This window comes from Gracilibacillus xinjiangensis (genome assembly GCF_042651765.1).
GTDB lineage: Bacteria > Bacillota > Bacilli > Bacillales > Amphibacillaceae > Gracilibacillus > Gracilibacillus xinjiangensis.
Window position 1 is genome coordinate 33,545 of record NZ_JBHSDT010000001.1, and the last position, 11,923, is coordinate 45,467.

General features: G+C 35.0%; 11 protein-coding genes. 2 read left to right on the forward strand and 9 right to left on the reverse strand.

The features are described 5' to 3' along the window. Nucleotides 1–215 precede the first annotated feature (215 nt). The gene (locus ACFOY7_RS00175; protein WP_390248172.1) at nucleotides 216–1,745 is read left to right on the forward strand and encodes a Ppx/GppA phosphatase family protein; all 1,530 of its coding nucleotides are present in this window, start codon (nucleotides 216–218) and stop codon (nucleotides 1,743–1,745) included. Nucleotides 1,746–1,882: 137 nt separating this feature from the next. After that, nucleotides 1,883–3,979 carry an RNA degradosome polyphosphate kinase gene (locus tag ACFOY7_RS00180; protein WP_390248174.1) on the forward strand — a complete coding sequence of 699 codons (2,097 nt, stop codon included), beginning with the start codon at nucleotides 1,883–1,885 and terminating at the stop codon, nucleotides 3,977–3,979. Nucleotides 3,980–4,015: 36 nt separating this feature from the next. Here ACFOY7_RS00180 and pdaA read toward each other — a convergent pair whose 3' ends face one another. From pdaA to ACFOY7_RS00225, 9 genes are all read right to left on the reverse strand, one after another. Continuing rightward, a complete protein-coding gene (pdaA, locus tag ACFOY7_RS00185) occupies nucleotides 4,016–4,801 on the reverse strand; it encodes a delta-lactam-biosynthetic de-N-acetylase (RefSeq protein ID WP_390248176.1) in 786 nt (261 codons plus the stop codon). A 57-nt stretch (nucleotides 4,802–4,858) separates the two neighbouring features. Continuing rightward, on the reverse strand, nucleotides 4,859–6,166 hold the full coding sequence (locus tag ACFOY7_RS00190) for a Na+/H+ antiporter family protein (RefSeq protein WP_390248178.1): 1,308 nt from the start codon (nucleotides 6,164–6,166) through the stop codon (nucleotides 4,859–4,861). A gap of 15 nt (nucleotides 6,167–6,181) precedes the next feature. Then, nucleotides 6,182–6,340 carry an SE1561 family protein gene (locus ACFOY7_RS00195; protein ID WP_390248180.1) on the reverse strand — a complete coding sequence of 53 codons (159 nt, stop codon included), beginning with the start codon at nucleotides 6,338–6,340 and terminating at the stop codon, nucleotides 6,182–6,184. 138 nt (nucleotides 6,341–6,478) lie between these two features. Beyond that, the gene (locus tag ACFOY7_RS00200; protein ID WP_390248182.1) at nucleotides 6,479–7,243 is read right to left on the reverse strand and encodes a YfkD family protein; all 765 of its coding nucleotides are present in this window, start codon (nucleotides 7,241–7,243) and stop codon (nucleotides 6,479–6,481) included. A gap of 60 nt (nucleotides 7,244–7,303) precedes the next feature. Continuing rightward, the gene (locus tag ACFOY7_RS00205) at nucleotides 7,304–7,696 is read right to left on the reverse strand and encodes an OsmC family protein (RefSeq protein ID WP_390248184.1); all 393 of its coding nucleotides are present in this window, start codon (nucleotides 7,694–7,696) and stop codon (nucleotides 7,304–7,306) included. Nucleotides 7,697–7,766: 70 nt separating this feature from the next. Continuing rightward, nucleotides 7,767–8,219, reverse strand: a complete 453-nt coding sequence (locus ACFOY7_RS00210; RefSeq protein ID WP_390248186.1) for a GtrA family protein — start codon at nucleotides 8,217–8,219, stop codon at nucleotides 7,767–7,769. 33 nt (nucleotides 8,220–8,252) lie between these two features. After that, complete coding sequence (locus ACFOY7_RS00215) at nucleotides 8,253–9,404, reverse strand: glycosyltransferase family 4 protein (RefSeq protein WP_390248188.1); 1,152 nt, start codon at nucleotides 9,402–9,404, stop codon at nucleotides 8,253–8,255. A gap of 96 nt (nucleotides 9,405–9,500) precedes the next feature. Next, nucleotides 9,501–10,649: an NAD-dependent epimerase/dehydratase family protein gene (locus ACFOY7_RS00220; RefSeq protein WP_390248190.1), complete on the reverse strand. Its 1,149-nt coding sequence runs from the start codon at nucleotides 10,647–10,649 to the stop codon at nucleotides 9,501–9,503. Between the two features lie 310 nt (nucleotides 10,650–10,959). Next, complete coding sequence (locus tag ACFOY7_RS00225; RefSeq protein ID WP_390248191.1) at nucleotides 10,960–11,898, reverse strand: prenyltransferase/squalene oxidase repeat-containing protein; 939 nt, start codon at nucleotides 11,896–11,898, stop codon at nucleotides 10,960–10,962. Between the last annotated feature and the right edge of the window lie 25 nt (nucleotides 11,899–11,923).

Here is an 11,923-nt window from a genome sequence, read left to right on the forward strand (position 1 = left end):
TGAAAGACATAATTATATAAACAAGTTCATATTATGTATTTAATCTAAACTGTTTCTTCCACATATCTATTACCAATCCCATATTATGTTTGCATCCTGTTATGGTATAATAATACAAAATAGACGATGATGACTTATCAGGATCGTAGTTTTTCTAATCCTATCATCATTAATTTTTTATACTAAAACTCCAACAAGAAAACTGGTGATATGTAGTGAAGAAACAGTACTATGCAATAATTGATATTGGATCAAACACAATGCGGCTAGTTATTTACTTACAAGAAAGAGGTGGCCGCCTAAAAGAAGTAGAGAATGTGAAAGCTGTTGCAAGATTACGAACTTTCCTTGACCTGAATAATAATCTTTCCAAAGCCGGGATAAACAAATTAGTCTCCACATTGAATAGCTTTAAGGATGTCTTGTCTGTTTATCAGTTAAAAGAAGTTATATGTGTTGCAACAGCTACAATAAGACAAGCTAATAATAAAGATGTAATTAAAGCAATAGCAGAACAGGAAACTGGCCTTCCAATGCGTATTCTATCTGAAGAAGAAGAAGCATATTACGGTTACTTAGCCGTAGTCAATTCAACATCAATTGAAACAGGAATTACTGTTGATATTGGCGGAGGAAGTACTGAGGTCACTTACTTTGAAAACAGAAAGCTAATTCAATCACATAGTTTTTCATTTGGTGCACTGACATTAAAAGATTTTTTTGCAAATGAAATTCCAACAGATGAGGAACTTGAACAACTTCATTCCTATTTAATAGCACAATTTCGTACACTCCCATGGCTAACCGAACGAGATGTTCCTTTAATTGGAATTGGTGGAAGTGCACGGAACTTAGTTCAAATAGAACAGAATATGAAAGAGTATCCGTTAGCCGGGCTTCATCAATACAAAATGTATGATAAAGATATTCAAATGGTTAACAATTATTTAACATCATTAAACCCAGAGAAATTGCCCAAGGTTGAAGGGTTGTCAAAAGACAGGGCTGATATCATCATTCCTGCAATCCAAGTCTTTCATACATTATATCAAACAATACAAGCAGAATGTTTTATATTAAGTAGAAAAGGGCTCCGGGATGGGGTATTTTATGAACAACTATCAAAGGAGATGGGATCTATCCTCTTTCCTAATGTGTTGGAGGATAGTATTCAAGAACTTATTAATGACTATAATCTAGAACCAAAACAAATAATGCATGTCCAATATTTGACAAGAAAAGTATTTGACTTCTTAAAACACAATGGGATAATGCATCTGGATAAAAATGATTGGAATCTTGTTAAAAGGGCAAGTTACCTCTGCCATTTAGGTGAATATATTGATGCAGAATCTAGTGCACAGCACACTTTCTATTTGCTTGCAAACAGAACAATCGATGGATTAATGCACAAAGAAAGATTAATGCTTGCTCTAATTGCTTCCTATAAAAATAAAACTGTTTTTAAACAATTTATCCAACCATATAAAAATTGGTTCTTAAAAGAAGAACGGAGAAAATTACGTCATCTTGGTGCATTACTAAAATTCACTTATTGTTTGGATGCTACAAAAAGACAAGTAGTGAAAGATATAACTATCCATAGAAAGAAAACAGAATTGATCTTTACAATCCATTGTGTCGGTGACTGGACACCAGAGGAATACCAAGCAGAGAAACAAAAGAAACACTTGGAGAAGCTTGCAAAAATGGAAGTGAAACTTCATTTTATTTCAGCTATGTAAAGAAGTAATTTACATTAAATTTACACTTAATTAACAAAAATTTCTTTTAATAGCGTTATGATAGATTAGGATATATTTAATCTTTAGTACTATTTTTTTAAATAACTTTCATAAACTGCAAAAAGGAATGATTATCAATGACGACGATTGAATTAGGGAAACAACTAGGACTGCCTTCTTATTATAATAACAGAGAGCTTAGTTGGTTATCTTTTAATAAACGAGTACTGGGAGAGGCCGGTGATGAAAGCAATCCTTTATTGGAAAGACTTCGTTTTCTATCCATATTTTCTTCCAACTTAGATGAATTTTTCATGGTTCGAGTTGCAGGATTGAAAGATCAAGTAAAAGCTGGCTTCAACCGTAAAGATAATAAATCTGGTCTTACACCAAAAGAACAGTTATCACAAATATCTAAATTTAATCATCAATTAGTTGAAGAGCAATATGATATATACGGAAATCTAACAGGATACCTTGAGAAAGCTGGTATTCAGCTTTTGAAAATGGGTGACTTGTCCATTTCACAATTAAATGATTTAGAAAATTACTTTGATGAACACATATTTCCTGTACTAACACCTATGGCAATCGATGCATACCGTGCTTTTCCTATGTTACTAAATAAGTCTATCAATTTAGCAGTACAGTTAGAGGATTTATATGATTTGGACTCCCATCAATTGAAAACGGCTATAGTACAAGTACCTGTACTGTTAGACAGATTTATTCGATTAGGAGAAGAACATCAATATATATTATTGGAAGATCTAATCAGTCATTTTATCGGCAAATTCTTCAAAGGATACAGGGTAAAATCGACAACAACTTTTCGTATTACTAGAAATGCCGATATGACAATTCATGAAGAAGGTGCCAGAGATTTACTTAAGGAGATTGAGAAGGAATTAAAAAAAAGAAAATGGGGTGCAGCCGTTCGCTTAGAAGTGGATGCACGAGAAGAGAATCCTCAAATGATCGAATTTCTTTTACACGTGCTTGAAATCCATCGTAAAGATCTTTATATCATTCATGGCCCTTTAGATTTAACCTTCCTTGCAGATTTTTACAGCACACTTAAGAAAGATTATGAAGAACTTGTTTTTCAGACATTAATTCCTCAACCAGCACAAGATATCCATGAAGATGAGAATATATATGAGGCTGTCCGTAAACGGGATATCTTTTTACATCATCCTTACGAATCATTTTCACCTATTATTGATTTAATTAGTGAAGCAGCAGATGATCCTGAAGTATTAGCAATTAAACAAACATTATATCGCGTAAGTGGTGATTCTCCTATCATAGAAGGATTGAAGAGAGCTGCTGAGAACGGAAAGCAGGTTACTGTCCTTGTTGAGCTAAAGGCACGCTTTGATGAAGAGAATAATGTACAGTGGGCAAAAACATTAGAAAAAGCAGGGTGCCATGTCATTTATGGAATGATTTCATTAAAAACACATAGTAAGATCACTTTAGTTGTCAGAAGAACCAACGGAAAGATTGAACGTGTAGTTCATCTGGGAACAGGTAATTATAATGATCAAACCGCGAAATTTTACACAGACATGTCATACCTAACAACCAAGCGTAAATTCGGCATTGATGCAACAAATTTCTTCAACTACTTAAGTGGTTATACGGAAAAACCGGACTTCCATCACTTATCAATGTCACCTTTCGATATACGAAATGATATTATTCAATACATTGATGCAGAGATATCCTACCATAAAAAGTATGGTAATGGGAGGATGATCTTAAAGATGAACTCTTTAACAGATAAACCATTAATCCAAAAGTTTTACGAAGCCTCACAAGCTGGTGTGAAAATCGATTTAATTATTCGTGGTATATGCTGTTTGAAGCCAGGCATTAAAGGAATTAGTGATAACATTAATGTTAGAAGCATTGTAGGTAGGTTTTTGGAGCACAGCCGAATTTATTATTTTCATCATAATGGAGAAGAAAAAATTTTCCTGTCTTCTGCTGACCTGATGACTAGAAATATGGTTAAACGTGTGGAATTAATGTTTCCGATATTTGAAGGGCGGATAAAAGCAAGAATATTGGAGATTTTTGATATTACCTTGCGTGATACAGCAAAAATGAGGATACAGCACAGTGATGGCAGCTATACTCATGTTAAAGATGAATCACCTAAATCGTTAATTGATAGTCAACTTGTATTATTCGATATGGCGTATCGTGTTCTCGATGATGAAGAATAAGAAAAAAACTTGGCGATATAAAAACCGCCAAGTTTTTTATAATCCAATCAATGCTTCTGGAAGTAACTGTTTCATCATTAAATCATCTAGACTTTTAAATTCATACCCCTGTTTTTTCAGTTCTTTAATTATTGGTGCCAAGGCATCTGCATTATCTTTTGATACTGTATGCATTAAAACAATTGCACCTGGATGAATCTGGTCAATAACTTGATTGTATGCATACTGCCAACCCTTCTCTTGTCCTTCATTCCAATCAACAAATGCCAAGGACCAGAATACATGGGTATAACCTAGCTCATTTGCCCATTGTAATGATTGCTCATTAAACGTGCCTTTTGGTGGCCTTACATATTGAACGACTGCCTTATTTGAAACCTTCTTTAGCTTATTGCTTAATATTTCAATATCTTCTTTTAACTCTTCTTTGGACAGTTTGGTAAAATCCCTGTGAGTATCCGAGTGATTTCCTATAATATGCCCTTCACTTAACATCCGTTTTACTAAATCAGGCTTGTCATCAACATAGTGACCCGTTAAAAAGAAAGTTGCCGGAACATTTTCTTCTTTTAGAACATCTAATATCTGTTCTGTAAATCCTGCTTCATAACCATTATCAAATGTAAGATAGACATGCTTATCACCAGACGTATCAACGTAAAAGCTATTGTATTTCTCAAGGATTTCCTTATATTTTCCTACATCAGGTTGTTCGTGGTCTGTTGCTTTCTTATAGCCCCATCCATAACTTACAGCAGTCATCTCTATTGGCAGCATCGTAAATATAACACCAATCAAAAAAGTTACATATAATTTTCGCATATCCATCACCTTTTTTATTACTATTCTCCGTGAAATAGATGATCTTATGCTAATAAATTATAAAATAATGCTGGCAACCCATCCAAAAATAAACAAAGGAATATTAAAGTGTAAAAAAGTTGGCACACATGTATCCCAAATATGATGATGCTTGCCATCAACACTTAACCCGGATGTTGGTCCTAGAGTACTATCAGAGGCTGGCGAACCTGCATCCCCTAATGCAGCTGCGGTACCTATTAATGCAGCAATGGCCATAGGAGAAAAACCGGCAGCAATACAAATGGGAACATATAATGCAGCAATAATTGGAATTGTTCCAAATGATGAACCAATTCCCAATGTGATAAGTAATCCCACCAATAATAAAATCAGGGCAATAATTGCATGATTTTGTCCGAGCATGGTAGAAGAAGATTCTACAAGTGCATCTACTGCTCCCGTCTTTTTCAAAATTTCAGCAAAGCCCGATGCTACTAACATAACAAATGCAATTGTCCCCATCATTGTCACACCTTTTTGAACAAATGCATCTCCTTCTTTTAATGGAACTGCGAAGAATATAACCATACTGATAATACCTGCTAATGCACCTATTACAAGACTTTCTGTTATTATTTGGACCGCTAACGCAATGAATATAGCAAAAATTGTAAACGTATGTTGCCGGTTAAAGGTTATCGCTAAGTCCTTCTCCTTTTGATCATGCCAATTAATTTTGAGCAATTGTCTCGGTTCGCGATCCCTGCGGTATGTTATAAATACAGCGACCAATAAACCAATAATCATTCCAGAAACTGGAATCAAAAGAGATAAAGCTATTTCACTTACGGATAATTCTACTCCATTTGTGCTCATCCCTTTTTGAATCGTTTCATGAAAGATAAGTCCATATCCAATTGGAATAGCCATATATGGAGCCTTTAAACCAAAAGTTAATGCTGTTGCCACAGCCCGCCTGTCTAATTTCATCTGATCAAATATCTTTAATAAGGGTGGGATCAAAATAGGTATAAAAGCAATATGGACTGGAACTAAATTTTGTGAAAAACAGGCAATACCAGCAATAGCTAATACTAGCATTGTTTTTTTTCCAGTTAATACTTGTATTAATCCCCTAACTAATATTGTAGTAATGCCTGTATAGCTAATCATTGCTGCAAATACACCTAATAAAATATAACTTAAAGCTGTACTAGCTTGTCCGCCCATTCCCTCGATAAGCATTTCTACAGTGTCTTGAATATTCATTCCCGCCAAAATACCTGCTACGATTGCTGAAATAATAATAGCAAAAATGACATGGACACGAAGTAAACTCAGGACAAGCATCGTAATTACGGATGCTGCTACGATCCATTCCATGATAATAACCCTCTCTTATTTTCTATCTAAGTTTAACTCAATTTTCTCTATTAATTGGATTAGCTTGTCGACATCTTCAACGGATGTTTCCTCAGGATCCAATCGATCTAATTGTTCAATAAAGCGTTCCAATTGTTGTCTCAGTTGAAGTATTTTTTCATTATTTTCTGCCATTTTTGTACCCCTTTTATCAAATGTTGTTTTTCCATTTCCCTTGACAATACTAATGTATTTTCTACTTAATGTCCACTCTCGTTCTCTTTTTTTCCTGCTCTCATCCTTATAAAAAGACACAATCACTTTGATTGTGTCTTAGTAGGTCTTATAAGAAAATGATACATGGTTTTCTATTGGCATAAATGCCCCGATCTCTTGTTTCGTAACATTTTTAATCACCAAGTTTTTCTTAGAACCTTTAAGCTCAATGTAAACTTCTCCAAACGTTATTTGTCCTTCTTCTTGTAAAGCCGCCGCATATGCTTTTAATGCACCAACCTTTTTGACTGGTACATCATATGTTTGGCTAAGTCTTGTACCTTTTCCATATACCGTATGGAATGACAATGGGAGTGAATGTTTCTTCTCTGCTGAATTTAATATCAATTTCATAATTTGATCAGCATGATTAACCTTTGATGTTAAGCCACCTTTTATATGCTTCTCTTCCAGTTGGTCATAATTTATCCCGACATTCTTTTCACCATTGTAGTTATTAGCTTCATTTGTATTAATTAATTGAAATTCCCAATTAACATCCGAATTCTTAGAATCATATCGTAATGGCCAGTGTCCTAAGTAGACATTAGCTCGATACCCTATGGCAAGTGGTGAGGGATTAATGTCTGTCTCATTTAACATTTTAATTAATTCAGGATTTTCTATTTTTATGTCAATATTGTCAATTAACTCTTTAACAAATTTGCTCGGTTCCACTATTGCCTCTTCTTCTCTCATCTGTTGAGAAGTATTTTCCTGTTCAATTGAAACAACATGATTAGGGATCTCGATTTTTTCGGCGCATAATGCATTCGCAGAGAAAATAAATAACAGTATGACAGATAGTCCTATTTTCTTCATTACTTTCGCCCTTTCTTTTTTTCTTAGTTTGGGTAAGTAATGGAGAATTATTCGCTGCATTTAATTACTTAATTGGATTACTTCCAGTGACTCGTTTATTTTTACCGATTTTTCAATTGTTCTGATCATAGAGCAATTGTTTCTTGCTATTTCCAGACTTTTTTCTAGTTTTTCTCGATCTAAATGAACACCTTTTACAACATAATGTAAATCAATTGATTCAATCCTGTTTGCTTCATCTGGCTTGCGTTTTACTTCCGCACTTATCTTAAAATCATCTATTTTAATTCTTTTCTTTTCAAGTATCTTACGAAAGACAGATCCACTGCAACCCGCTACAGAAGCAACCATTAATTGAAAAGGCCGATACCCGTAATTTTCATTTCCAGAAATATCGAGCTCACCATACGGAAAATGCGTACGTATTCCTCCATCTTTTAGATAAAAATCCATACATATACCTCCTCCTATTAATTATTGTTAGTTTATCACAAATAAGCATATGAAAGGAGTGTATGCTTGTTTACATATTTCTTCCCTTATAATCCTTAAACACAAGATATTTCACCATAAAAAAACTAGCTAATGAGGAAAAGAGCATCGCTAGACCTTTTGCAATATTATACCTCAACCAGTTAAGTATACCGAGCCATTCCATTAAACTGTTAAGTCCAATAAAGACGATATTACTGATACCTAAACTGACGATTGCTTGAATTAAAAAACCAAAACGCTGATAATTACTACCTTTTGATGTTCTGTTAAATGTAACGCTTGCATTCCAAAAATAACTGTTTAAAACAGCGAATATATAAGAAATCGTATTATATACAAGTAACAGCAATCGGTCTTCTGTATAGAATAACAGCAACAAAAGGTTGAAGGTTCCAATATCAATTAATGCATTCACGACACCAATTATCCCAAACTGCAAAAATTGATATCGACCACTTTTTCTTTTCACTTTACCACCCATAAAGCCACTCCAGTAAACGCATGTTTATTCACTTTACTGCTCGTTCCCTTTTTCTATTTTCGAAATGTTTGCCTGCTTGTCCCCTGTTAAATCATAATATATATCAAGAACTTGCTTGGATTGAGTGTCCCAGCCCATATCGGCTATTTCTTCACGCGCCTTCTTCGCAAGCCTTCTCCTCAGCGTCTCATCTTCAAACTGCAAGATTGTTCGAGTGAAGTCTCCTTCAATATGTTGATCATACAAGAGACCAGTTTCGCCATCTTCTATCTGTTCACAAGTGGGTCCACTTTTTGCTGCCACAATTGGTAAACCTGAAGCCATTGCCTCTGTAATAACTAAACCTAATGTCTCCGTTGTGGAAGGAAAAACAAATACATCTGATGAAGCATAAGCGCTAGATAACTCTTCTCCATGCATAAACCCTGTAAACACTGTGTTCGTTCCTCTAAAATGTCTTTCCAGCACTTCACGGTGCGGGCCATCTCCAACAATTGCTAAGGCGAACTGATCAGATGCTTTAAGAACATGTTTAATCTTCTCTATTTCTTTTTCTGGAGCTAACCTGCCGACATACAATAAGAGTTTTTTGGATACTTGTCCGTTTGTAAGTTTTTCCCGCATGGATTCTTTGTAATTACGAGGATGATAAAGCGCTGTGTCTACCCCTCTTTTCCATACATGGACATTTTTAAAACCTTGTTCTAACAGTTCCTGATGAACAACTTGTGAAGTGCATAAATTCAAGTCTGCTTGATTATGAAGCTTACGGAAATACCACCATAGTAAACCTTTGAAAATCGATAAATGATAATAATCAGCATATTTCGGGACTTGCGTATGATAGGATGCTAACAATGGATATCCAAGTTTTTTAGCGTAGTATACCCCGGATGCACCTAGTAACGCTGGATTAACGACATGAACAACATCTGGGTCATATGCCTGAATTATCTTCTTCATTTTGCTTGTTGGCATAGCAAATTCTTTCGATCGATAGAAAAAAAGCCTAGTTGCTTTTACTCCAATGACTTTTGCTCCTTCGAATTCGTATACGCCAAGATCAGGTGCAATAATCTGCACCTGATGGCCTGCTTTAATAAAATAGCGAATACTATTGGTCAGACGTGTTACTACACCATCTGTTGATGGTAAGAATGTCTCGGTGATCACTAATATTTTCATAAATAACCATCCTTAATGGTGAAATGTTTATTAAAGAAATTCGGCTTGTTCCTGATCTTATGGTGAGAGCCTAAGCATTGTTTATCAATACTGATTTTATTTCCACGTTACTCGTGGCAATATATTTTCTTTTATTACACGGTCTTTATGGTCAACAACTGTTCTAAGTATTTCACGGATTACTTCATCATCTAATAGATGAGGTTCTAATCCTAAGTCTTTTAATTTCGTATTTTCAGCATGAAAGAAATGATCTTCTAGTTCCACTCGAGGATTCTCTAAATTGGCAATATTCGTAGGGTATCCTTCTTCATTCGCTACTTTTTGAACTTTTCTGGCTAAGTCACCGACACTGTGTTCTTCTGTAAATTGGTTAAAGACTCGGAATTCACCCTTATCCGCTGGATTCTCTGCAGCAATCTCAATACAACGCACCGTATCTTTAATATGTAGGAAGCCACGAGTTTGTCCACCTTTACCGTAAACTGTTAGATCATGACCTATTGTTGATTGAATGATGAAGCGATTCAATGCTGTTCCAAACACACCATCATAATCTAAGCGATTGGTAAGAACAGGGTCAAGTTTTGTTTCTTCGGTATCTAATCCATATACAATGCCCTGATTTAAATCTGTTGCTCGAATACCCCAAATTTTACATGCAAACATAATGTTATGACTATCATGTACCTTAGATAAGTGGTAAAAGGAACCAGGCTGTTTCGGAAATGGCAGTACATCTTTTCTTCCTTTATGTTCAATTTCAATATAGCCTTCTTCAATTTGTATATTTGGTGTACCATACTCTCCTAGTGTACCCAATTTTATTAAATGGCAATCAGGAATAATTTCTTTAATTCCAAATAATACATTCAGTGTCCCGGTAACATTGTTATGTTGTGTATATACAGCATGTTCCCGGTCAATCATAGAGTATGGTGCAGATCGTTGTTCAGCAAAATGAACAAAAGCATCTGGCGTCTCTCTTTTTAACACTTCTTTTAAGAAATCATAATGGACTAGATCTCCATCATATATACGAATTTCCTTTCCTGTAATCTCTCTCCATTTCGCTACACGCTCTTCCAGTGTTGCAATCGGTGTTAAAGAGTTAGAATGTAGTTCGCTATCAATCTTTCTTCTAACCATGCTGTCAATGATAGAGACATCATGGCCTTTCTGTGATAAATAAAGAGCGGTCGGCCAACCGCAGAACCCATCTCCACCTGCTACTATGATTTTCATTGTTATACACCTCTTCTTTTGTTATCTTGTAACTACTAAAATATATTCATGTTTCATCATATCATAGGCAAAAAAATATTAAAAATTATAATCTGAATATTTACACAATTTTAAAAGACGACATTTTCTTAATAAAACTTCCGCTTAATTCTTTACCCTATATCAATAATGGTACACTTTAAAAATCTTAATTATATGTATTGAGTTAAAGATCCAGCCATCATATAAGCATGTTTGTAATGAGGGAAATGCATTCATGGATAATTCTTCTACTTTTCTTATTAATGAATGACTCAACCTTCATTTCACCCTATTCTAAACAATCAAATAATTGCAGTTTTGTATATCTATCAATCGCTAAGATTCCTTCCCAATACCTTTTGGCAATAGGAAATACTTCTGGATATTGTCCCCACTCCCATGGGATTCTCCAAACACCATCTTCCGTTAACTGCTCTATATAAAATTTCAAATTCGCTTCAACTAAATCCCCAAACATTTTACAAAAAGGATCCTCAGAATTAACCACAAAATCTAATGGCAGTGGTTTATAACCTGTTGCCCATGATTTTATATCCTTCTCTACACTACTTTCAATAAGAGCCGCCAGTTTGTTAAAAATTTGATCCAAAGTACAGGTTGAACGTCCAGTAAGAACTGCTTCTTTTCGAATTAACATTCGATATAATCTCTGATAATTAAAGATTTCATGAGAATCCATCTTATTAGCTTCCATTAAACGCTTCAGCGCATTATTCAGCACATCATTGCCTATTTGCCATGGATCACTTTGCTTAGAAGACCAATTTAAAAGAAAAGCTGCTAATTCTGCACTAGGATTAAACTTCCAATTCTCTTGTGCATTTTCTTGCCAATGCCACCAAGGTGCATGTGGATAGGAATTATTTTCTGGCAGGACAGATAACCACAATCCTGCTTCTTTATTGTAGGATTTAACTAAATAATCCATTAATGCAATAACCATTGGATCGTCATTAGCAGCTTCCACTTCTAATAAGATCTGACCAGCAAACCATGAGGCCATCGGTGACGAATCTGGCAACCAGAAGTCTGGCTCAATACCATGACCAAAACCTCCATCGTCATTTTGATAAGCTCTTAAAACTTCTAACACATTCGTTCGATCTTTCCCTTCAAAGACGTATTCCCATCTAGCAACTTCTAGCGGCCTTGCATTTCGTTTTAACCAATTACTTGTTTTGGTAAATGTTTTCTTTGATATCATCATATCGACCAACCCACCCATCTATATC

Excerpts from the sequence above, each read along its gene's own strand:
- ACFOY7_RS00180 (WP_390248174.1), top strand. The coding sequence starts at position 1,883 with ATGACGACGATTGAATTAGGGAAACAACTAGGACTGCCTTCTTATTAT.
- pdaA (WP_390248176.1), bottom strand. The coding sequence starts at position 4,801 with ATGCGAAAATTATATGTAACTTTTTTGATTGGTGTTATATTTACGATG.
- ACFOY7_RS00190 (WP_390248178.1), bottom strand. The coding sequence starts at position 6,166 with ATGGAATGGATCGTAGCAGCATCCGTAATTACGATGCTTGTCCTGAGT.
- ACFOY7_RS00195 (WP_390248180.1), bottom strand. The coding sequence starts at position 6,340 with ATGGCAGAAAATAATGAAAAAATACTTCAACTGAGACAACAATTGGAA.
- ACFOY7_RS00200 (WP_390248182.1), bottom strand. The coding sequence starts at position 7,243 with ATGAAGAAAATAGGACTATCTGTCATACTGTTATTTATTTTCTCTGCG.
- ACFOY7_RS00205 (WP_390248184.1), bottom strand. The coding sequence starts at position 7,696 with ATGGATTTTTATCTAAAAGATGGAGGAATACGTACGCATTTTCCGTAT.
- ACFOY7_RS00210 (WP_390248186.1), bottom strand. The coding sequence starts at position 8,219 with ATGGGTGGTAAAGTGAAAAGAAAAAGTGGTCGATATCAATTTTTGCAG.
- ACFOY7_RS00215 (WP_390248188.1), bottom strand. The coding sequence starts at position 9,404 with ATGAAAATATTAGTGATCACCGAGACATTCTTACCATCAACAGATGGT.
- ACFOY7_RS00220 (WP_390248190.1), bottom strand. The coding sequence starts at position 10,649 with ATGAAAATCATAGTAGCAGGTGGAGATGGGTTCTGCGGTTGGCCGACC.
- ACFOY7_RS00225 (WP_390248191.1), bottom strand. The coding sequence starts at position 11,898 with ATGATGATATCAAAGAAAACATTTACCAAAACAAGTAATTGGTTAAAA.